The sequence below is a fragment of the Paenibacillus polysaccharolyticus genome, from assembly GCF_900102085.1.
Classification (GTDB): Bacteria; Bacillota; Bacilli; order Paenibacillales; family Paenibacillaceae; genus Paenibacillus; species Paenibacillus polysaccharolyticus.
Window position 1 is genome coordinate 178,297 of the sequence record NZ_FMVM01000004.1, and the last position, 23,212, is coordinate 201,508.

20 protein-coding genes are annotated in these 23,212 nt (G+C 46.2%); 13 read left to right on the forward strand and 7 right to left on the reverse strand.

Annotated elements, in window-relative coordinates; genetic code table 11:
* Nucleotides 1-233 precede the first annotated feature (233 nt).
* Nucleotides 234-974 (forward strand): nuclease-related domain-containing protein, encoded by a 741-nt coding sequence (locus BLQ13_RS07330; protein WP_090917641.1) that lies wholly within the window; start codon nt 234-236, stop codon nt 972-974.
* A 132-nt stretch (nt 975-1,106) separates the two neighbouring features.
* Here the strand turns inward: BLQ13_RS07330 and BLQ13_RS07335 are convergent, their stop codons facing one another.
* Genes BLQ13_RS07335 through BLQ13_RS07345 form a run of 4 tightly spaced genes read right to left on the reverse strand, consistent with a single transcriptional unit; the run spans nt 1,107 to nt 4,033 of the window.
* Nucleotides 1,107-1,775, reverse strand: coding sequence for a DUF2642 domain-containing protein (locus BLQ13_RS07335; protein ID WP_090917643.1), 669 nt, complete (start codon nt 1,773-1,775; stop codon nt 1,107-1,109).
* A 13-nt stretch (nt 1,776-1,788) separates the two neighbouring features.
* Nucleotides 1,789-3,150: an arsenic transporter gene (locus tag BLQ13_RS07340; protein ID WP_090917646.1), complete on the reverse strand. Its 1,362-nt coding sequence runs from the start codon at nt 3,148-3,150 to the stop codon at nt 1,789-1,791.
* Nucleotides 3,151-3,288, reverse strand: a complete 138-nt coding sequence (locus BLQ13_RS28450; protein ID WP_167375667.1) for a hypothetical protein — start codon at nt 3,286-3,288, stop codon at nt 3,151-3,153.
* Nucleotides 3,289-3,340: 52 nt separating this feature from the next.
* Complete coding sequence (locus tag BLQ13_RS07345) at nt 3,341-4,033, reverse strand: LSm family protein (protein ID WP_090917648.1); 693 nt, start codon at nt 4,031-4,033, stop codon at nt 3,341-3,343.
* A gap of 347 nt (nt 4,034-4,380) precedes the next feature.
* Between BLQ13_RS07345 and BLQ13_RS07350 the strand changes: the two genes are divergently transcribed.
* From BLQ13_RS07350 to BLQ13_RS07375, 6 genes are all read left to right on the forward strand, one after another.
* Entirely contained in the window at nt 4,381-5,439 is a 1,059-nt protein-coding gene (locus tag BLQ13_RS07350; protein WP_090917649.1) for a CotH kinase family protein, read from the forward strand.
* A gap of 262 nt (nt 5,440-5,701) precedes the next feature.
* Nucleotides 5,702-7,522, forward strand: coding sequence for an ABC transporter ATP-binding protein (locus tag BLQ13_RS07355; protein ID WP_090917651.1), 1,821 nt, complete (start codon nt 5,702-5,704; stop codon nt 7,520-7,522).
* Nucleotides 7,503-9,344: an ABC transporter ATP-binding protein gene (locus BLQ13_RS07360; protein WP_090917653.1), complete on the forward strand. Its 1,842-nt coding sequence runs from the start codon at nt 7,503-7,505 to the stop codon at nt 9,342-9,344. The genes BLQ13_RS07355 and BLQ13_RS07360 overlap by 20 nt, the downstream gene beginning before the upstream one ends.
* 240 nt (nt 9,345-9,584) lie before the next feature.
* Complete coding sequence (locus BLQ13_RS07365) at nt 9,585-10,007, forward strand: MarR family winged helix-turn-helix transcriptional regulator (protein WP_090917655.1); 423 nt, start codon at nt 9,585-9,587, stop codon at nt 10,005-10,007.
* 257 nt (nt 10,008-10,264) lie between these two features.
* A complete protein-coding gene (locus BLQ13_RS07370) occupies nt 10,265-11,626 on the forward strand; it encodes an MATE family efflux transporter (protein WP_090917657.1) in 1,362 nt (453 codons plus the stop codon).
* 119 nt (nt 11,627-11,745) lie between these two features.
* A complete protein-coding gene (locus BLQ13_RS07375; protein ID WP_090917658.1) occupies nt 11,746-12,060 on the forward strand; it encodes a hypothetical protein in 315 nt (104 codons plus the stop codon).
* A gap of 149 nt (nt 12,061-12,209) precedes the next feature.
* Here BLQ13_RS07375 and BLQ13_RS07380 read toward each other — a convergent pair whose 3' ends face one another.
* The gene (locus BLQ13_RS07380; RefSeq protein ID WP_090917660.1) at nt 12,210-13,832 is read right to left on the reverse strand and encodes a bifunctional metallophosphatase/5'-nucleotidase; all 1,623 of its coding nucleotides are present in this window, start codon (nt 13,830-13,832) and stop codon (nt 12,210-12,212) included.
* Between the two features lie 276 nt (nt 13,833-14,108).
* On the opposite strand from BLQ13_RS07380, the gene BLQ13_RS07385 reads away from it, so the two are divergent.
* The 6 genes from BLQ13_RS07385 (at nt 14,109) to BLQ13_RS07410 (ending at nt 19,532) form a co-directional block, all read left to right on the forward strand.
* On the forward strand, nt 14,109-15,095 hold the full coding sequence (locus BLQ13_RS07385; RefSeq protein ID WP_090917662.1) for a phosphate/phosphite/phosphonate ABC transporter substrate-binding protein: 987 nt from the start codon (nt 14,109-14,111) through the stop codon (nt 15,093-15,095).
* 345 nt (nt 15,096-15,440) lie between these two features.
* Nucleotides 15,441-16,238, forward strand: coding sequence for a phosphonate ABC transporter ATP-binding protein (phnC, locus tag BLQ13_RS07390; protein ID WP_090917664.1), 798 nt, complete (start codon nt 15,441-15,443; stop codon nt 16,236-16,238).
* Nucleotides 16,235-17,092 (forward strand): phosphonate ABC transporter, permease protein PhnE, encoded by an 858-nt coding sequence (gene phnE, locus BLQ13_RS07395; protein ID WP_244159245.1) that lies wholly within the window; start codon nt 16,235-16,237, stop codon nt 17,090-17,092. The genes phnC and phnE (BLQ13_RS07395) overlap by 4 nt, the downstream gene beginning before the upstream one ends.
* Nucleotides 17,089-17,901, forward strand: a complete 813-nt coding sequence (gene phnE / locus BLQ13_RS07400) for a phosphonate ABC transporter, permease protein PhnE (protein ID WP_090917666.1) — start codon at nt 17,089-17,091, stop codon at nt 17,899-17,901. Before phnE (BLQ13_RS07395) ends, phnE (BLQ13_RS07400) begins: the two co-directional genes overlap by 4 nt.
* A 229-nt stretch (nt 17,902-18,130) precedes the next feature.
* Nucleotides 18,131-18,754: a hypothetical protein gene (locus BLQ13_RS07405; RefSeq protein ID WP_090917668.1), complete on the forward strand. Its 624-nt coding sequence runs from the start codon at nt 18,131-18,133 to the stop codon at nt 18,752-18,754.
* Nucleotides 18,755-19,271: 517 nt separating this feature from the next.
* Nucleotides 19,272-19,532 (forward strand): hypothetical protein, encoded by a 261-nt coding sequence (locus BLQ13_RS07410; protein WP_090917670.1) that lies wholly within the window; start codon nt 19,272-19,274, stop codon nt 19,530-19,532.
* 125 nt (nt 19,533-19,657) lie between these two features.
* Here BLQ13_RS07410 and BLQ13_RS07415 read toward each other — a convergent pair whose 3' ends face one another.
* A complete protein-coding gene (locus tag BLQ13_RS07415) occupies nt 19,658-22,465 on the reverse strand; it encodes a chitinase N-terminal domain-containing protein (protein ID WP_420848915.1) in 2,808 nt (935 codons plus the stop codon).
* 220 nt (nt 22,466-22,685) lie between these two features.
* Entirely contained in the window at nt 22,686-23,162 is a 477-nt protein-coding gene (locus tag BLQ13_RS07420) for an RNA polymerase sigma factor (RefSeq protein WP_090917672.1), read from the reverse strand.
* Between the last annotated feature and the right edge of the window lie 50 nt (nt 23,163-23,212).

Consider the following 23,212-nt stretch of genomic DNA (forward strand, 5'->3'; position numbering starts at 1 on the left):
AATTGAAGGGAACTTCATATGGATTTGATGTGCGTCTAAAGTCGCAGGTTTGGGTATATACTGTCGTGCGCATTTAACGAAACAATGAATTTGGCCAATGTCTCTTTATTTTTGTTCGACTTTATCCGACATAAGGTATAGAAGTTTTCATGTAAAAGGTACTAAACATCTACATAAACCATAATTCATAAGCCATATTTCATTAACCATTCCAAATAGAACGGAGCTTGCCCATGTTCAAGAAAATTTGGTCTCTGTTCAAGACGCAGCCAGAGCTTGTGAGCCCGCTTACCGATTCTGTTGCAGCTTCGGCTCTGCCGCCAGTTACAGCAATTCCTCCCCGTCTGGCTCGTAGTCGGCGCAAAAAGAAGAAGTCTGAACCCGATTGGATCAGTACACCGCAAGAACCAACAACCGCTGAATTACTGCTTGGTTTGCCCAGTGAATATAAAGTGTTGAACGATCTGCTGGTTACCAATCCAAAGTCACGTTCGGGATATTCCCAGATTGATCATGTCGTGATTGGCCCGCGGGCGATCTTTGTCATCGAAACCCGGAATCTGACAACTGGAGAGATTCGTGGGGGCCGCCGCGAAGCGAATTGGTCCGTGAGCAGCAGCAGGGTCAAAATGTATAATCCGCTCATGCAACACCGCGCCCATGTTGAAGCGATTCAGGCACATCTCGGGGATTATAAGCGTGTTCGGCTGGTTTCCATGGTGACGTTCACGAATCGCTGTCGGATCAGTGTTGATCCAGCCGTAAGGTATGTCAATTCCGATGAAATGATTATTTATGATCATGAATTGGTGGAGACCATTCAGCGCAAAACGGAACGACTGGAAACAGAGCTTCCGGAGACCTTGTATCAAGAACAGGACACTCAGGCGATCTGGAACATGCTGAACACAGTAAATTCAACGGATCATCAGATTCGGGCCGAGCACATGGCGAAGGCTAAAGGAATTAAATAAGTAATTATATAGACAATTAAATCGCCAGCACACAGATTAACAAGTTAAGGTTCGCAAAAAACATGAAACAGGGGTATTCCAGGCCATAGTGGCATTCTCCGGAATATCCCTGTTTGCGTTTTATTTTAACCATTAAGGTAAATGAAGCGTTTGAACATGGCTGGTGTGCATGAACCGCGCACTACCTTCAGCATCAATGAATTCAAGCAACTTGTCGTTGATACGTTTGAGCAATCCTGTCTGTTCGGGCTTGTAACCCAGATTTAAGATGACGAGTTCTCCTGCCATTTTTTGCAGCTGTTGATCGAGTGTGCGAGAGAGTGAGATGGATGATGGCTGTATGGGGAAATGTTGATGTTCCATCGCGAATGGTCTGCTATTGGAGGGAGAAGGGATTATATATTTCAGATGATGGATGGAAACATAAACCGAATGATGCAACGGAGAATAGAAGATAAAATAATCGTTCATGATGCTGGTAATATAACCGTGTAGCGTTCGCTGACCAATGGAAATTTCACTAAATCTTCCGCGAGCATTCATTAGTACTTTTCGATAAGAGATGTTGTCATGGTCCATTTCGGGATCGGGTGCAGGTACGTTCAGGCTAGTCGAAGTTTCTTCTGATTTCGTAAAATGCAATGTTTGAATATGATGAAGCGGCACATAAATGTAGCGCTGATTCCCATAGACAACGATGATATCTTCTCCTGCATCAATGACCTCGCCCTGAATAGGCAACTTGCAGCCGGACAATTCAAACTCTATCGTTTTACCTAACCACGTCGTTGCAGATTTCACAGTATACCTCCTCTCAATACAGCATAGCCACCCAGATATATAAGGAAAATAGGCTGATAATTAAACTGATGGGTATCACAATGAAGGTTACTTTCATATACTGTTTCCATGAGACCCGAATATGGTGGGTCCGTAATATATACATCCAGATTAAGGTGGCAAGCGTGCCTATGGGTGTTAATAATGCTCCGATGTCACTGCCTAGTATATTAGCGAGATATGCTAGATGAAGTTGAGTATCGCTCAAATGAAGGTCTGTAACAGCGAATGTTCCAATCATGACCGAGGGCAAGTTGTTGAACAAATTAGACAGCACCGTTAGTAATAACCCGGATACAGCAATCAGACTGGCATTGCCTCTTTCGGCAATCGGGCCTGTAAATTCGGTAATCCATGTTGTCATCCCGGCTCGGTGAAGACTGTCCACAATAATATAAATGCTGAAGGCAAAGAGAAGAATATGCCACGGCGTCTGTGTGACGACATCTTTCAGTCCTGATCGTGTACGATACCACCGTACAGCAAGCATCAGAACCACACCGGTAATGGCGACGATTTCCATGTGTATACCGATCTGCTCAGCCAGAAAGTATCCTGCCCGGATGAACACAACAATCCCGATACAGACACGGAACAACCACCAGTCTACATTCGTTTTGGAGTTATCCGATTCAGATTCTGTGGTCTGCAGTGGATGATAGCCTGATCCAGATGAACTTTGCATGGATACGGGGAACTGATGAATAACTTTGGGTATGCTTCTGCGAAAATAATAGAGTAACAGCAAAGTCATAGCGATAATTCCCAGCATGGATGGTACAAACATCATCTGAGTATAGGTGTTCAGGTTTAATCCAACCATCTTTAAAGCAATCAGGTTAGCGAGATTACTGAGTCCGATCGGAGCGCTGGAAGCTGTAGCGATGAGTGCACCAGAGATGAGGTAGGGCAACTGCTGATGAATTTTGAGACGTAACATAGAACAGATTCGAATGATGATGGGGGTAGTGATCAGAATGCTACCGTCGTTGTTGAAGAAGATGGTCATGAGAAAACAAAGTAATAGAATCAGCCAGAACAATCGGAAGCCGGAACCTCTTGCCTTTTCAATCATGTTCACAGCGATCCAGCGAAAGAAGCCGATGCTATCCAGAATAATGGACATGACAATGGTGGAAAGAATCGTAATCGCTGCGCCAGATACAATTTCGAAAATGCCCAGGATATGCCCCAAACTGCTTACACCGGTCAGGATAAGAAGCAGCGCGCCAAGCGAAGTGGGAATAGATTCATTTAATCCGCCAGGCCGCCACATCAGGAAAATGACAGTGATGATAAATACCCCGAAGGTTAACCACAACTGGTAATCAGGCATTTACTGTGATTCACCTCCCAGGGGGAGAAGTCCTTGTGAAGACTGTTTCAGATGTTCATGAGTCGAAGTGGGCCTGCCCGGCATAACAATCCAATACAAAGGCACACCTGTCAAGACGATTGCGATAAAGATCAGCATGATCATTCCCCCCTTTAAACTGGTAGTAACTTAGCTTCTTGTTGTCCTCTAATTAACGTTTGCCACCAGACTTATTTCCGCGAGATTGATTTCCCCGTGATTTGTTACCACCGGACTTGTTACCACCCGATTTATTCCCGTGAGACTGATTGCCACGCGACTTGTTGTTGCCCGATTTATTTCCCTGTGATTTGTTACCGCACGCTTGGTTGCCTGCACTGCGATTCCCTTGGGAACGATTGCCGCCAGACTGCGTATTTTGTGTTTTATTCCCTTGGCTTGTGTTTTTACTGTTGTTGCCGCTGTTATTGCTATTGTTGTTGTTGCTACTTCCACGAACCAGGGAGACGGATTTCACATGTTGTAAAGGAATGCGGATGATCTCCTGATTTTTCATCGTCAGAATTAATTGACTCTGGTTGGCATCGGCCAGGATGCCTTCCACTTTTTCCGGGCCTCCGCGGTTGATCTGTACAGGACGGAAGCGAAGTGCCTGCATAACGCCAAGGAATGTGTTCGCCGGAATCGGATTCCCCATAGGTCCTCTGGCTCCGCCGGAACGACCTGTGTCAGTAATACTTTTGACATGAGCATCATTCACATACACCATACCTTCTTTGCAGCTCACAGCCATGTAGTCCCAGCGTACATCCATTAATGTGCCTTGGATTGAATCGGGTCCACCACGATTAATCTTGACTTCTCTTCCAACCAAACCTCTCATTCCCTGACCATTCATAGACATTGTATTTTGCCCCTTCCCAGATATAAGTTCAGATAGGCCGCTGACGGTTGTTCGTTGATGTTTGTTGAATCCCTGCCACTCGTCATTGGAGTCTGTCTGTAGTTTAATCATATGTGTACCTAGCATCTGAGGAACCAGCAGACAACCATTTGTATAGTAAATTGGCAGTAATCTATGAGAAAAATGGTAATTTATAGATTGGTGTGATATGTTTTCAGCGAATTTACAATGTGACTTCGCGGATGGTTCCACAAATGGGCTGTGCATTCGCCCTTACGGTCTGCTGTGCTTGTGCATAGGATGATGTAATAGCCTACGGGCTTAACTCACAGGTGACCGAAAGGCGGATGGAAATGACTCTACCTGTCTACCACATCCATGTGTCGACGAATGAATACCAGCGATTAACATCGAACATATGGTCAGAAGCGTTTGTGAACGGCACGATGCAGATGGACGGCAAGCAGCTTCCCATTCGAATTCGGTACCGGGGTGGGCATACACGCGCTTATGAGAAAAAATCATTTGAGATTCGCACGGCAAGCCGTACGTTCCACTTCAATGCGGAATACGATGACCCTTCACTGTTACGGAACGCACTTTCATTTCAGTTCTTTGAGTCCATTCGAGTTCCGGCACCTGCTACGCGCCACTGTGTGCTGTATCTCAATGATCAACTCGCAGGGGTGTATGTAAGAATTGAAGGCGTAAAATCTTCTTATTTTCGCCAGCGGAGAATGCCTGTTCGGAGTATTTTCTATGCCGTCAACGACAACGCCAATTTTGCATTATCAACCGGATCAACTCATTCAGAAAACAGCCAGTTATCTGGATACAGCCTGATCCGCGGCAATACAGAGGACCGCCGAAGGCTACGCAGGTTTATTCAACAATTGAATATGAAGTCCAAGATGGATCTGTTTCGTTTTTTACAATCGCGGGTGGATATTGATAACTATTTACGATGGTTGAGCGGGGCTGTGCTGACAGGCAACTTCGACGGCTTCCATCAGAACTATACATGGTACGAAAAAGTGAAAAGTGGAAAATACGGTATCCTACCTTGGGATTACGAAGGGACTTGGGGGAGAAATTGTTACGGCGCCAAGGTCAATCCGAATCTGGTTCGCATTCAGGGGTACAATAAACTTACGGGGCGTTTGCTCGCATTCCGCACATTCCGTGAGCAGTATAAGAAGCTGATGAAACAGCATTTGGAGGGTACCTTTACGGAGAAAAGAATCATGCCGTTAGTATATCGATTACACGAGGGAATTCGGGAAGATGTAGGGAACGACCCTTATATGAAGTGGCCCATGAATGTCTTTCTGAATGAACCGGAGAAGATTCGCACGTATGTGAGAGAGCGCCGTGAGTACGTGGGCACCGCGTTGAAACAGCTGTAAAAGGATGCCCAGGCAACGGGCGACGCTGCCTCGGGTATTTTTACTTTGATTAAGCCAGCATGTTCTTCAGGATTCGATTGCAGGTTAAAATTTGAGGTTAATACTAAGAATGAGAAGAACATAACGGTGTGCAGATGGAAAATGCGATATAATAGTCGTATTGGTTACGTGAAATTTTACATAGCTTTAAAGAAAGAGAATAACGGAGCTGATGGTGTGATTGTAATGCAGTATCGCCAGTAACGTGCTCCGGGCCGGAGGAATGGGAATGCTCAAGCTGTTCGTTCACTTGAAAAAGTACCGGGTCGCCGCCATTGCAGCGTTAGTTATGATGCTGATTGAATTAACGGTGGAGCTGGCTCAGCCTTATCTGATCTCCAAAATCATTGATAATGGTATTCAGCAGGGAGATCTGGGTGTCGTTTGGATGTGGGGTGGTGTACTGGTTGGTAGTGCGGTTATCGCGTTCGCGGCCGGGATTGCAAGTTCATTTTTTGCCTCGCATGCGAGTCTTGGGTTTGGGTACGATCTGAGAGAGAAATTGTATGACAAGATGCAAACGTTTTCCTATGCCGTGTTCAACCGTTTTGCGACATCATCGCTCATCACACGATTAACCGGGGATGTGACCCAGGTGCAGGATACCATCTTTATGAGTCTTCGCTTCATGACCCGTGTTCCGCTTGTAGTGATTGGGAGCATGATTATGGCAGTGGTGGTCAGTCCGAGGCTGGGATTGTTGCTTGTTGTTATGGTGCCGGTGTTGCTTGTTGTTGTGATCTGGATGATTAAAAAGGCAGCGCTGCTGTTCCGCAATGTGCAGCGCAGACTGGATGCCGTGAACGGTGTCATCCAGGAGAATCTGACAGGCATCCGGCTTATCCGTGTTTTTGTACGGATGGGCCACGAGATTGAACGCTTTGCCAGCTTCAGCGGCAAGCTGATGAAAGGCACGATCTCCGCGCTTCGCCTGACGGAGACCACGATGCCATTCATGCTGCTGATGATGAACGGTTGTATTATCGCCGTGCTTTGGTTTGGACGAAAGGATATCGTATCAGGTTCGGCAACCGTGGGTGAAGTCGTTGCGGTTATTAACTATTTGCTACGTACCATTGGAGCGATGTCGGCACTGTCATGGATTTTGGTCACCTTTTCCCGGGCGAGCGCTTCAGCACAGCGTCTGAATGAAGTGTTTGAAACCGAGGATACGTCAGAGACGGAGCGTACGGGTCAACGGGAACAGGCCGGACACACGGATACCCAAAGTTCATTGAATCATGTGCATAGCTATGGCTCCGATCAGCATAAGCAGGAGCAGCGTACCGTACAAGGTGAAGTTGAGTTCCGCAGAGTGGGTTTCAGTTATCCCAACAGCGAGATTAAAGTGCTGGAAGATATTACGTTCTCTGCAAAAGCAGGTGAGCGGATTGCGATTATGGGAGCTACCGGATCAGGAAAATCCTCGCTGGTGCAACTCATTCCACGTTTGTATACGGAAGAACAAGGTGAGGTGCGCATTGATGCTACAGATGCATCCGAGCTGGATCTGCCGACCCTTCGTAAAGCGATTGGTTATGTTCCTCAGGAAGTCGTACTGTTCACGGGTTCTGTGCGTGAAAACATTGCTTGGGGACGAGAAGATGCCACGATGGAAGAGATTGTGGAAGCGGCCAAGCGGGCTCAGATCCATGAGACCATTGAGCAGTTGCCGAACGGGTATGATACGTTGCTCGGTCAGAGGGGGGTTAACCTTTCGGGCGGACAAAAGCAGCGCCTCTCCATTGCGAGAGCTTTGGTACGTCGTCCAAGCATACTTATTCTGGATGACAGCACAAGTGCACTCGATGTAGCTACTGAAGGCAGACTTCTAGATGCACTTGAAGATCTCTCCTGCACAACGTTTCTGATTACACAGAAGATCAGTTCAACCACTTCGGCCGATCTGATTCTGCTCCTGGATGATGGACGATTGATTGGACAGGGGAAACACGAAGACTTGATGGAGTCGTCGGAGTTATACCGCCGAATTCATGAATCACAATATGGGGAGGGCGCACAGTATGTTCAAAGCACTCATTGAGCCTTTCCGTCAGCCACGGCCTGTTCTGGATTCCGAGTCACTCCGTTCAGGGGGTCAGCGTAAACCAAAAGTGAGAGCCAAAAACTGGTCAGGCACGCTTGGTCGGATCTGGAGTTACCTCTCACGCCGCAAAGTCAAGCTTTCACTTGTGCTTCTGATGGTATTTGCCAGCTCTGCGCTGGCTCTGCTTGGGCCTTATATGGTCGGTGTAGCAGTAGACCAATTTATCGCCGGAGAGGTGACCAGTTCAAGTTGGACCTGGTTTCTACTTGGACTGGTAGCGGTGTATGTGCTCTTTTCACTCACATCCTGGCTCCAGAATATTTGGATGATTGAAATTGCGCAGGAGACCGTATTCCGTATGCGATATGATCTGTTTGCTCATCTGCATAAGCTGCCGATTCCTTTCTTTGGGAAGCGCCAGCAAGGTGAGATTATGAGCCGGGTCACCAACGATATCGAGAACGTCAGCAGTACGCTGAACAGCTCAGCGATTCAGATTTTTTCGAGTGTGTTAACGCTAATCGGCACATTAGGTGTGATGTTGTGGCTCAGCCCGTTGCTCACGTTACTCACATTTATTGTTGTACCTCTAATGGCTCTGGGGATGCGCTGGATAACGCGCAGAACGGGTCCGCTTTTCAAAGAGCGGCAGCGCAATCTGGGGGAACTCAACGGTTATATTGAGGAAACGTTATCCGGGCAGCGAATCATCAAGGCTTTTTCGCAGGAAGAACGGGTCATTCGAGGCTTTGAGGAGCGTAATATGCGCATTCGTATTTCCGCATTCTGGGCACAGACGATTTCAGGTTTTATTCCCAAACTGATGAATGGACTCAACAACCTGAGCTTTGCAATCGTAGCGGGGATTGGCGGTATTTTGGCGATACAGGGTTCCGTTACGGTAGGGGTGATCATTATTTTTGTGGAGTACGCGCGTCAATTCACACGTCCGTTGAACGATCTGGCGAATCAGTGGAACACGCTGTTGTCTGCGATCGCAGGGGCAGAGCGGGTGTTCGAGGTGCTGGATGAGGATGAGGAATCCAAGGATGAAGGGGCTGCAATTTCCTTGGATAATATTCAGGGCAACGTTCGGTTTGATAAGGTGTCCTTTGGATATGATGAGGGTCGTGATATTCTGCGTGACATCAGTTTTGAAGCTAAGCCGGGCGAGATGATTGCGCTGGTCGGTCCAACAGGAGCAGGGAAAACGACACTGATTCAGCTCTTATCCCGCTTTTATGATCCGACAAGTGGAACGATTACGGTGGATGGGCAGAAGGTGACAACCATTCGGAGGGAAAACCTGCGTTCGCACATGGCGTTTGTGTTGCAGGATTCATTTTTGTTCCAGGGAACGATTCGTGAGAATATCCGGTTTGGACGTCTGGATGCAACCGATGAAGAAGTGGAGATTGCCTCCAAGCTGGCAAATGCACATTCCTTTATAATGCGAATGAAGAACGGGTATGACCGGGTGCTTCAAGCGGACGGGAGCGGCATTAGCCAAGGACAAAAGCAATTGCTTGCTATTGCCCGGGCCATCCTGGCTGATCCGTCCATTCTGGTATTGGACGAGGCGACCAGTAGCATTGATACGGTGACTGAGATTAAAATTCAAGAGGGATTGGAACGTCTCATGCATGGCCGCACCAGCTTTGTCATTGCCCACAGGCTGAATACGATTCGTCAGGCCGACCGGATTCTGGTACTTAAGGACGGGAAACTGCTGGAGCAGGGGTCACATGATGAGCTGCTGAAACAGGGTGGATTTTATAGTGATCTGTATAACAGCCAACTGCGGAAGAAAGCACAGTAGAGTGTAGGCTGGCATGAAGCAAGCAGGAGAGTGGGACTTAGGCTAGCGATGTAACAGCAGAAGGATTGGAGCCCGGAAGGGGGCTTCAATCCCTTTTATATATGTTGATATGTGCAGTAAAGAAAAAGATATGGATCCTTGACAGAGAGGGAGTCACAGTTGTATATTTAGTTCGTGAATAGTTAGAAATCTAACATTTAGGTTTTGACTGTAAGTAAGCAAACAGGAAGGAGAGAATTCATGCGCGAAAATACGCCGTATTCGGATCTGTTTCAAACGATTGGAATCAAGATCAAACGCAAAGCCGATGAGCAGGTTAACGAACTGGGATTGAACGCACAGCAAGGAAGAATCATTGGATATATCTATGAGCATCAGGACGAAGGATTGATTCAGAAAAATCTGGCTGACGTCTTCAACCGCAGAGATGCAACGATTACAAGTATGTTAAAGGGACTGGAGAAGAACGGTTATATCGTTCGAAAAATTCCTGCTGACAATGAACGGCAAAAGAATCTGTACGTGCTGCCGAAGGGCGAGCAGGTGATTCAAGATATAGAGCAGATGTTTGCGACCGTGGAGAACGAGATTGTGAAAAGTTTGACGGATGAAGAGCAGGCAACATTGATGCGTTTGCTGACCAAGGTGAATCAGAATTTATAAGCTTGATTACGGTAACTGGGGATGTATAGAGCAGATGAACTGCTCTTCAGCAAAAACTTAGAATTCAAACTATTAATGTTCTATTAATCAAGTTGTAATGTAGCTGTCATTGTGACTGAAGCTGTAAATGTAATTATGAACGTAAATGTATCAAGCTGTATATTTCTTTGCAGAATATGATGAACTTCGATTCGTATTTTTTTAAACAAATACTTAGAACTCTAATTGTTAAAGGGTTAAGAAAGGTGGAAGTTAACATGAAAGAAAAACATTCAAACTCCCATTATCTGGATAAAGCGCCTGTCCACAAGTCGATTATGCATTTGTCCATTCCGATGATGCTTGGTATGTCAGCGGGAACGTTATACAACCTCATCAACGCGTTCTTTATCGGTCTGGTTCATGATACGGGCATGTTTAGCGCCATTACGCTGGGACTGCCGATCTTTACGGTATTAATGGCTTTTGGCAATATGTTCGGGGTTGGCGGTGGCACATTCATTACACGCTTAGCGGCAACGGGAGAGCAGGAAAAAGCAAAACGGGTCGCAGGATACTCCTTCTATTCCAGCTTGGGCATCGGTTTGCTCATTGCCCTGATTGCCTGGTTATTCATCTCACCCATTGTTCAGGGACTGGGAGCGGATCAGGCTGTATATGAATACACCAGTCAATATGCCATTACACTTTTGGCAGGCGGGGCTATTGTTATTCTCAATTTTACACTGGAACAGCTGGTTCGCTCGGAAGGCGCATCCAAAGAATCTATGATCGGTATGTTTATCAGTATTGCAGCCAGCATCGTTCTGGATGTGCTGTTGATTCTGATATTGAATTGGCATGTGATTGGAGCCGCCTTATCCATTGTATTAGCCAATGCATGTTCCGCGGCCTATTATGTTTGGTTTTTGTCCCGCCGCAGCGAGAATTTGAGAGGGTTTCTGGGACATTGGAAACTTCAGGTCAAAGACCAGATGGAAGTATTCAAAATCGGAGTTTCCGAGTTGCTACAGACCTCTTTTCTAATTGTATCTACACTACTACTGAACCATTATGCCATGATCTATGGAGAAAGCGTAGTTGCTGGATTTGGTATTGCTTTACGGGTTGTACAGCTTCCCGAGTTTCTTGCAATGGGGATCTTTATGGGGATTATCCCACTGGTGGCACACAGTTTCGCGAGTAAGAAGTTTGGTCGTTTAAAAGCCACGTATAAACAGGCCTCGCTATATATCGTCGGTATTGGTGTTCTTTTTATAGGCATCGTTTATATGTTCAAGGAACCTGTCATTCGGTTGTTCTCTTCGGATGTAGCCGTACTGGAGGCGGGAAGTTCAATTCTGGTAGCGATGTTGATCTCTGCGCTGTTCACTGGATTAACAGGACTGTTTACAGGCATTTTCAAAGCGGCAGGAGAAGGCATACCAACCAATGTCATGGCGATATGCCAGGGTACACTGTTTATTCCGGTAATTATCGTATTCCATAAATTCTATGGCCTTACAGGTATCATCTGGTCTATGACAGTAACGGAGATCATTACAAGTGCGCTAGGACTCATCCTGTTTGCTTACCACTACAGACGCGTGAATAGAATGCACAAACAGGTTGCTGTTTGAAAGGAGATGTACAAGGATATATACTAATGCTTTTAATGGTGAAATATACCATGACGTGATAGGAACAGGTGGATATACTGAAATGAGTTCATTGTTCACAAGGAGGTTGTCCATCTGTTTTGAAAAATCCCAAACTTGCATATCGGCTTATATTCTTCAATGCGATTTATGGAATAACCCTCTTGCCTTATCCGGTTGTGCTGATCATGAGTGTGTATTTATATGCCTATCGGGAATCAGGTGCACATCCATTGTTAGATACAATTGCGGCGGTCCTCATGGCTACGTATCCCATTGGTGTGTTAGCTTCCTTATTATGCTGGGCGTTCTATCATTCGGGCAAAAGCAAATGGGCAACCGCAACTGCAAATTTGTTTCTGCTCTGGTTAGGGGCTTTTCTCATTGTACTGCTTCTCTCGGATTCATTGTTTTAATAGGGCAATGTAGATCCTACTACTGATTCCATAGTCTTCGTTCCATAAAAAGTAAAAAGGGCGAAACCGAATAAACCCGGCTCCGTCCTTTTTCACGCACTCGTTTAATTCATGTACTTGTTCATTTTTCGTTTTTCACAATCCAAACTTCAGTTGGTGACCTTCCAGTTATGCACTTCCCGAACTTGTAATGGCTGATTCCTGCGAATGAAGTCTTCCACCAGTGCGGCCATGTCCGTGGCGCCTTCGTGCAGCACCTTTTTGCCGGGATACATCGCATAATCTCCACCGCCTGCCGCGCGATAACTGTTCATCACGACGGAGTATGTACCATCCATCTCCAGCGGTTTTCCATCACGTTCCAACTTCACCACACGGCTACCTACAGGCTGTGAGATGTTCAGTTCGTATTCGATGCCAGCCCACATGTCGTAATTGTAGTGTTGAGGTTTGGGCTGCATATACGCCGGATTTACGACTACTTCTCCGGATATGTTCAGTTCGAAATAACGTGCAGTCTGCTCTAAAGCCTCCCGAATATCCTTTCCGCTGAGTTCAAGCACAGTTAGAGTGTTGGGATAAATAAAGTTCGATAACACATCCCGCACCGTAATTTGCTTGCCGAAACCACGAGCTTCTTCGCTAAGCATAGCCGTATTGGAAAGCTGGGCTCCGGTTGCTTCCATCTGCACCTGATGTACAAAGTCAATAAAAGGATGCGCCTGCAGCCGTAGCTGTGTGGCACTGGATATCGATAAATCCCCGTCCCCCGCTACTTCGCCAATCGGCTGATCCAGCCACGTTTGTGCCGAAGCTTCCAGCTCATTAGTGAGCTTCATTACTGCAGTATCAGGCTTTAGATCAGGGTAATCCTCAAGTAACAGCAACTTCGCTTTTTTCTCCGTTACCATCCATTTGTCCGTGTCCGGCGATTGCTGAAGTTGCACAGACACTTGACCGAGTCCACTGCCATTAAACCCTGGTTGAATTACAGTTACTCCATGGATTTCGCCTGTCAATTGGCGATGCTGATGACCCGTCAGTAGTATGTCAATGCCATCAATCTCTCGGCAGATGGCATATGCCTGATTTTCCCCCGTTAAGCGCTCTGCGGGTTCACCCGTCTCCAGATCACACTCGAATCCTCCATGATAACTGACCACCAGTACGTCGGGTTGTTCATGTTCCCGAATGTACTTCACCCAAGTACGAATCGTATCCATCGCATTCATGAAATGCAGCCCTTCAATATTTTTCGGATGCTCCCAGTTGGGGATGTAATGGGTGGTTGCACCGAGCAAGGCGACTTTTACACCAGTGGAGAGCGTCTTGATCAGATAAGGTTCGCCAAAAGCCGGAATACCTGCTCCTTCAGTGGCAAGCGGTAGTTCTGCAATATTGGCAGACAGCCAAGGAAAGGAGGAACCTTCCACCGCACCGCGTAACAATTCCTGACCATAGTTAAACTCATGATTACCCATGACCGCCGCATCGTATCCCAGCTCATTTAAGACGTGAATAAAAGGATGAGTCTGCGCTGTGGAGCCATGAGAAGCTGCATAAGAAGCCAGAGGAGAGCCTTGCAGCAAGTCTCCATTATCGATTAACAGTAATTCAGGCGAACGTTCACGTTCCTGCCGAATCAGGGAAGCCAGCAAAGAAAGACCGGCATGACGATATGCGTTGGTATTGTAATGGATCGGGCGAATTGCTCCGTGAAGGTCACTTGTGAACAAGATATCGAAGTTTGTCGTAGGGGGAATGCGTGTCATTTTACAATCTCCTCTAATATATAAGTTTAGATATATGGCATAAACCGTAGAAAGAAGCAGAAGAACTAGCCTGAATAACGGGTGTAAAGCCTTAATCCAAGCGTAATTTCTCCGAATTCATCGACCATAATGAGCTTATTTTAACAGAAGAATGTCACGTTGACAGCCTGCCAGGAAACTTTACAAAACTCCAAATTTCGTTTCACATCACGCAAATATTTGCCAATTATAGTAGACAAGTATTGAAAATCAGAAAAACTTTTGGAGGGTGTTCGATTGAAGAAGTCTGCTTTATTTTTACCATTGTTGATTTTGGTACTGTTCCTGAGTGCATGTGGGTCTAATGCTACATCCAATTCGTCAAACGGCGCTGAAGCCAATTCAAGCGCGTCCGGCACATCAACCGACACAGCAGAGAAAGACAAAACCGCTGAAGGTTATGTACCTACGGAACTGACAGTGCAATTCGTTCCTTCACAGAATGCAGACACCCTTGAAGCAAAAGCAAAACCGCTGGAAAAACTGCTTGGCGACAAGCTGGGTATCCCGGTGAAAGTCAGCGTATCCACGGACTACAACACGATTATCGAAGCGATGGCTTCCAAAAAAGTAGATGTAGGTTTCCTGCCTCCGACGGCTTATGTCCTTGCGAAAGAAAAAGGAGCAGCACAAGTCATTTTGCAAGCTCAACGTTTCGGTGTGAATGATGAGACCGGCGCTCCGACAGAGCAACTGGCAGATTCGTATAAATCCATGATTATTGTCAAAAAAGACTCCCCGATCCAATCGGTTGAGGATCTGAAAGGTAAGAAAATGGCTTACCAGAACGTAACGTCTTCCGCTGGTTATGTATGGCCTGCAGCCTTGTTGCTGGATCGCGGCATTGATCCGCTCAAAGATGTACAGCCTGTAACCGTTAAAGGCCATGACCAAGCTGTTCTTGCCGTATTGAACGGTGACGTAGATGCAGCAGCTATTTTCCAGGATGCCCGTAACACGGTTTCCAAAGACTACCCGAATGTGTTCAAAGATACACGTGTACTTGCTTTCACTGAGCCTATTCCTAACGATACGATCGCCGTTCGTACCGACATGAACGCAGATTGGACAGCGAAGATCAAACAAGCCTTCATCGATATCGGTAAAGATACAGAAGGTCACAAGATCATCAAAGAAATCTACACGCACGAAGGTTATGTGGAGTCCGATGACAGCAAGTTCGATATCGTTCGCCAGTATAACGAGAAAGTGAAAACCGAGTAGTTTTTCGTTCCAAAAGCAATTCGTGACTTTGCACAGTGAACAGGCCAGTTCAGCGTAATTGACGCTGTTCTGGCTTGTGCCGTTATTATAAGTTTCTGCTAGGGAACAGCGGAAACGATATATGTTGAACTTTTAATTTACACAACAACGGAGAGGGCAGAAAAAACCTGGAAAAGCGGAGCGTTCGCCTTTATCACCGGATTTTACCCTTTTAGAAAAGGGGATCAAAAAAATCTGGGGATAACAGCGATTGTAAGGTTATTCTGTCATCGAAGTGCCTGTGTAAATCATCCTTTAGTTCAACTTATATCGATAAATATTATGGATGAAAGAAGGATTAACGCGATGATTGAGCTTCACAACGTGACCAAAACGTATGCGAACGGCACGAAAGGCCTCAATAACATAAATTTGAAATTTAAGCAGGGAGAATTCATCGCGGTGGTCGGTTTGTCTGGTGCAGGCAAATCCACATTGCTGCGGTCGATCAACCGGCTGCATGATATTAGTGAAGGTGAAATTTTGATTAACGGTAGCTCCATCACCAAGGCACAAGGCAAACGCCTACGTCTGATCCGCCGCGATATCGGCATGATCTTCCAGAGCTTCAATCTGGTGAAACGATCCAGCGTGTTGCGCAATGTACTGGCTGGTCGGGTGGGGTACCATTCCACACTTCGTACCATTTTGGGTCGTTTTCCGAAAGAGGATGTGGAACTGGCCTTTGATGCATTGGATCGGGTGAATATCTCGGAGAAGGCTTACTCTCGTGCAGATCAGTTGTCTGGTGGACAACAGCAGCGTGTGGCGATTGCCCGTGTACTCGCTCAGGAAGCAAAAATTATTTTGGCCGATGAACCGGTTGCTTCACTTGATCCGCTGACGACGAAACAGGTCATGGATGACCTTAAACGGATTAATCAGGATCTCGGCATTACCACGATTGTTAATTTGCACTTTATAGATCTGGCGAGAGAATATGCGACACGTATTGTTGGTTTGCGGGCAGGCGAAGTTGTATTTGACGGTCCGGTGGAAGAGGCGACGGATGAGCGTTTTGCTGAGATTTACGGCAGACCGATTCTGGCGGATGAGTTGCTGGACAAGCAGGCTGTGCATGAGCAGGGAGAAGTGCTGGTATGAAAGGACAATCCAACGTTTCACTTGAACAGGAAGGGCGTGCAGGCGCAGGCAAGGAACCTGGCTCAAGCCCGAAGCAGATCGTGAATCGCCCCAAACCACCGGGGAAGACCAAACATCTACTGACGCTAGTCATCATTGTGCTACTCTTGTGGGCGAGCGCAAAGCAGACGGATGCGAGCTTTGCAGAACTGTTCACGGGTGGCCCGGAGATGTGGAAGCTGCTGAAAGAGATGTTTCCGCCGCGCTGGAGTTATTTTGACAATATCGTACAGGGCATGCTGGAGACGATCCGTATGGCTTTGCTCGGGACAACCATCGGTGCAATCATTGCTATTCCTATTTCCATCATCTGTGCAGGTAATTTGGCGCCGAGCCGCTGGATCTATTATCCGGCACGCTTTCTATTAAATCTGATTCGTACGGTTCCTGACTTGCTACTGGCAGCGTTGTTCGTTGCTGTATTTGGACTGGGGCCGGTTCCGGGGATTCTCGCACTGGCTGTATTCTCGGTAGGTCTGATCGCCAAGCTCACCTATGAAACGCTGGAGACGATTGACAAAGGACCGCTTGAAGCGATGACCGCTGTGGGCATGAACCGAATTCAGCTTATTGTCTATGGTGTCGTGCCGCAACTGGCAGCCCAGTTTACGTCTTATGTACTGTATGCCTTCGAAATTAACGTACGTGCCGCCGCCATCCTTGGACTCGTCGGAGCGGGTGGTATCGGACTTTATTATGAAGCTACACTTGGATTCCTGGAGTATGACAAGACGAATACCATTATTATTTTCACACTGGCCATCGTTCTGATTATCGACTATGTGAGCACTAAGCTGCGGGAGAAATTGTTATGATGAAAAATGAAGCGAGCCGTATTCGGCCAAGACCCAAACCACGGAAAAATCCGCTGCGCTGGCTTATCATTCTGCTGTTAATTCTGGTCTATGCGTGGGCGCTTGCGGGTGTACCCTTTACCGGATTCAAGGAAACCGCCGGACAGATCATGAAAGCTATTATTGCGGGTATTTTCTCGCCTGACTGGAATTTCGTCTATTTGCCGGAAGGCGAGGATTTGCTTCGCGGACTGCTGGATACTCTGGCGATTTCTGTTTTAGGTACTGTGATCTCCGCTGTGCTCTGTATACCGTTTGCTTTCTGGTCTGCACGGAATATGAGTGGACATCGGGCGATCTCGGGTGCGGGTAAAATGATGCTTAGTTTCATCCGTACATTTCCCGAGATTATTATGGCTCTCTTGTTCATTAAGGCCGTAGGTCCCGGATCATTCGCAGGGGTGTTAGCCCTTGGACTTCACTCGATTGGGATGCTGGGTAAACTGTACGCGGATGAGGTTGAAAATATTGACTACGGCCCGTCCGAAGCGTTACTGGCTTCCGGAGCGACCCGGTTGCAGCAACTCTGGTTTGCCATCTTGCCGCAGGTTATCCCGGGTTTCCTGAACTATACGTTGTATCGGTTCGAAATTAATGTTCGTTCTGCCACGATCCTCGGTGTGATCGGCGCAGGCGGGATCGGAACACCGCTGATCTTTGCACTCAGCACACGCAACTGGCCGCGTGTCGGCATTATCCTGCTCGGCATTATCGTGATGATCACGATCATTGACCTGATCTCGGGGTATATTCGGAAGAAACTGGTGTAGGTGACGGAATGAAGTGGTAGAGAAAAGGACTATCTTTTGCTGGATGATACGGCAGGAGGTAGTTTTTTTGATTTTAAATCAACAGGCTCTAAATGTAGTTATATGTTGGTAGTTGCCTAATTTTTCACTTGAAATAATTTGTAAAAATAGTTGTACAATTTGCTTAATTCTCTATTCAATTATTTGTAATTTATTCCGATTTTAATATGAGAAGGAGGTGAATTTCATTTTGAGAATTATTTTACCTATTATTGCATCGATATTGAGTATTGGAGGAGGGGGAGTTTTTGCCTATTTTTTGTTTATACTGCTTTTATCTATAGACGATGGTGGATTTCGTATTTTCATTGGTCCGCCTAAAAGCGAGACTCTTCTCAAACTTGCCTTAATTCTTCTGCCGTTTGTTGTCGCGGTATATGTTCTTAACAAGAAGCAACAGCATGCAATAAAAAAAACAATTATCGTTTCTTTTGTAGCATCTTTTGTAATGAGTTTTATATTAATACCATATCAAAGTGCAGTATTCGACTTTTTTAGAACGCCTTCGAAACATGTCCAATCGGAGATTCAAAGTCAAGTGCAGCACATTATTGATGAACAACACTTGCCTTTTGTCATAGACCAGAAAGAAAGTGAAGGCCGGACCGATCACGAAGTCATACGAACCGTTGTTTATATGAGAAAAATACAAGAAGAAGATATAGAAAAAAACGAGGTAAAGCCATTTGTTAATACAACATTTGAGACGGATGTTAAGCTAACTTTTAGGGGACAAGCGGAAGATAATTATGTAACAGTTGTAATTGACAGGGGAAAAGAAATATATTGTACAAATGAGTTTTATTGTAGGTAGCTGAATTTAAAATCAGAATTAACTATACATATTTTTTTCCCGCTCGCAAGAATTTCTAGTTATCATTCATTTATCCGTATAAGATACCGATGCTCAAAGGGGCGTGGGCTATTATACGGATTATTTTGTTGATTCTAACGAGCGTTCTGAGTATTGCTGGAGGACTCGTATTATACTGAACATGGCGCTAACGCTGTTCCCATTTGTTGTTGTGGTGTATTTCCTTAAGAGAAAAAAAGAATATGTGTCATTAAAATGATCGTGTAGCTGTTTATCGCATTCTAGATATTTGGTTTTATGTGGTTCATTAATTTTTAGAAATTAGATATATTGGTAAAATTAGAATTTTGTCTGTGTTACAATTGAAGTAGTGGCGAGAGTAATAGATCGTGTCGGTGTTGCCTGTTGAATATAGCCGCTGGACAAGTTGGAACGTACATAATGATGTTGGATATATGGCTCGACACGTTAACTTTTAACGTTAAAGTCGACCTTTTTGCAAGGAGGTAACTATGCTATGGAAACATTTTATTTGATATGGATCGTCTTTATGGTGCTTATATTGCTGTACCGAATGATCTTTCAGAAGTTTAAAAAGCATAACCGGGAAAATATCGGACTCAGTGCGATTCTTATTATTTTTATAGGTAGCGGCGCTTCATTTACGCAGATGAACCTTATTTTTGTCATTGGTATCTTGGCCTTTGCGGCTTATTGTGCGGTGTGGAACAGCATTCTTTTTGTAAGAGAAGGCTATGAAAATCCACGCCTCAGATGAGCTGATTCAAAAAACGACAAAGACCTAAAAAAACTACAAAAAAACCGAAACCACCGCCGCCTGTTTCTGGCCGCCGGACTGGTTTCGGTTTTTCGTTATTGCTTTTAAGCTTGCTTACTACTAGACTAGCTCGCCAATGGCAAAGCAGCTTTGCTGACTTGTACCGTGACGGTTTCCGTGTTAGTTACGCCAGCGGCATTGATCAGTTCCGCGCGATACGTGTATGTTCCGTTCGCACGACCGCTCAGGTCGGTTTTTGCCGTTTGAGCAGATGGTGTAGCAGCGTTCAACGCTTGCGTATCGATCAGTACATCATTTTCATAGAGGCGATACTCGGTTGCGTTGGTTCCCCACCAGAGGTTCATCGTTACGGTGTAGTTGCCATCGCCGTCCCAGTTGTTTTGAGACAAAACGGCTTTACCTGGAGCCGCGTTCGCAATTTGAACCGTTAACTCGTCACTGCGAGTAGCACCTTTGTCGTTGATCAGCTCGGCAACATACGTATAGGTTCCGTTCGCTTTGTCTTTAATCGCCGTTTTAGCAAACTGTGAAGAAGGGGAAGTTGCTGTTAACTTTTGCGTATCCACAAGGACACCGTTCTCATACAGCTTGTACTCGGTGGCATTTTCACCCCACCACAGATTCATGCTAACGTTGAATGAACCATCAGACAGCCCGGTGGTATGTCCGTTATCGGAAGAAAGCACCGGTTTACCCGGCGCTCCTTCGGCTGGAGTAGAAGGGTTTTCGCCTCCACCTTGTTCTTCCGAAGCTACAACGTCATCCAAGCTTCTTGGTTTCAATTGATAGACATCTTTGAAAATGGCAGACACACCTGTGATATCAATCTTGTCACCAGCAACATAAGGGAAAGTCGTTTCACTCACACCGGTACGCGTATCCACACGCACATGTGTGCTTGTCCCGTCCGCAGCTACCGCATCAAATTCAAATGAACCGGCTGGTGTAGCGCTGATGATGTTCTGAACTGTTACATTTTTCAATTGAACGAGTTGACCTTGATTCGCATCATTTATGGCTGTAACCAGCGCTGGAGCTGGAACAGAAGCGGTTCCAGTTTTCTCAATCGCAACCACATCGGTTAATTCGAACTCGCTGTTGTAGATCGTTGTGGGTGCAGTCACTTTCACTTTGTCACCTACATCGAATCCGCTCGTGTGCTGGAACACGTAGATTCCCGCTGTATCATCCTGAAGATAGAAGGCTTGTCCACCGAAAGAACCCGGTTTCGTTGTGACAACACCTTCAACGGTAACTGTAGTGCCAGCCGCTTTGGTGCGTGCCTCGGCAACGCTAATGGTTGCTGGAATTGGACCTTGTTCTTCTGGTAGTGGCTGTGCCGGTACGTTAGCAATGCTTACCGCACTGGTAATCAGGTTGCTACCGTTCAGACGCAGACGTAAGCTGGCGTTGCCATTCGTGCCTGGTTTGATGCGTACATTCAGATCTTTGATCCCGCGTCCCTTGCTATCTGACGTTACACTAAACGCCGAGCTGTATCCGTATGAAGTTGGCCATGTTCCGCTATCATTCTGGATCATAGCTACCTGTGTTCCACCCGTCAGATAAATACCTGCACTGTACCCGGAAACGGTAGTGTTTGGAGCCATATTTTCTACAACCACACGAATCTGGAAGTCCTCGGCATTCGGCAATGTATCTTGCTTCACGAAGCTGTAAGCTGCGTTAGCACTGGATGCAGGGCCGCCATAAGAGCCTGGCTTGAACGTGGAACGATCATACCACTTGTATCCGGCCGCAGGCGCAGCCCAAGGTTCAGCTTGCGGTTCAGTGGAAGCCGCTGGCTCCTCGAATGGTAACAGCGCTGTAGCTGTATCCAATGTAAGGCCGTTTACTTCGGACAGCTTAGTATAGTTTTCTTGTGTCGCCAGCCAGTTTACCGTATTCACGAGTAATACAGCATCATCGACTTCTTTGAAGCCGTCATATGTCGTTTTGCGTGTGCCTGTTTCTTCGCGCAAATATTTCGGGGATGCATCTTCCACCGGGGAAGAGTCACCGATGAAGGCCGCTTTACCTGCACCCAGTTTGGATACAGCCACATATGGACCTTCTTCGATACCGCCACCGTTATATACACCTTGGTCAACGGCGTTATTCCATTTGGCATTGGTTTTTGGCAAGTACACAATACCTTTGGCTTTCTCCGGATCTGTGATCGCCAGCGTGGAGCCTGCGTGCATCGCTACCGCAGATACGCCTTCGGTAATGCCGAATGCTTGATTCGCAGGTACGATGATATTGGCATTAATATCCCCGAGTGCGTTATACCGGAAACGTACGCCGAAGTTATCGGACAACCAGTCCGTGCTGGTTACATCTTGCATGGCTGCTGAATTGCGCTCATCTGTGCTCATGCCTTTGGTTGGGTCTTCGTATGCACCGCGGCGATAGCCGTTAATGACTTCAGAACCATCCCAGCGATTTTTGTTACGGTCGGCATTGTAGTGATCTCCAATGAAGAAGATGCTACCGCCGGATTCAACATATTGTTTCAATGCCGCTTGTTCAGACGTTTTGAAAGGAATTTGAGGTTCTGCAATGACAAATACGTTGTATTCTTTCAGATCATCATAGGTAAAAGGTGTCGTTTTGCGCAGTTCTTTTACATAATAACCGTCGTTCGCCAGAGCATTACCGAAATCCGAGAAGCCACCGTCAATAACCCAATCGGCTGCTCCGGCAGTCTGACCGTGCGAATTGTCGAACAGCACTTTCTTACCAGCGTTCTGGTTAACGACCTTGGCTTGAATGAATGGTGCCGGGTCTGTCGGTCCTTCCGCATGAACCGAAGCATCTCCGTTCCATAATCCGATCTGAAGTGGCAAAGCCATGGATAATGCCAGGAGTGATTTTAACCAAACTCCCCGCAAACGTTTCATTTTACCCAACCAAATCCCTCCCAAATATTAGTTGATTCATGAGTTCGTCCATATTCTACCACATGAAAATCTCACATAGTCATAACAAATTGTAAAAATTAGATCGAACTTTGTAAAATTAGGTATTTCGTCATATGAATAGGTCGTTTGGATTATTGGTTATTACAGGAATGGAAATAATAATGTGGTGGATAACGGAGTAGGGGAACGCAAAGTAAAAAAGCCATCTCTACGAGATGACTTTGGCACGAATACGATTGACGGCGTGGAAAACGGAAGATTTGATCATGCCTTCACTGCGGTTCACCATCTGGGCTGTTTCTTTAATGGAATACCCATGGATCAGGCGCAGCTCCAAAATTTTGCGATGCTCGGTATTGTGGATATGGGAGACAATTTCGTTAACTCCTTCATTAATCTCCATCTGAGGAGTATCAACATGGTGCGCAGGGGTTTCCAGCCGGCTGTCTCGGCGTAAGGTCCGGGTACGTCTGCGAAAGCTGTCCATAGCCAGGTTACGGGCGATGCGTTTAAGATAGTAGAGAATTCGGTCTTCAGGAATATGGACAGTGACGTTCATGAGACGGATAAAACAATCCTGCGCCAAGTCTTCCGCATCCTGCGGCTGTTTGACGATTTGGGATAGATACCTGGTGATTTCTGATTTATAGTTAATGTAAGCATCATTAATCTGTGTGTGGTTCATAAGATGTGAATCCCCCTTGGATATGGATCAAACCTTGGTTCCGGTCCGTT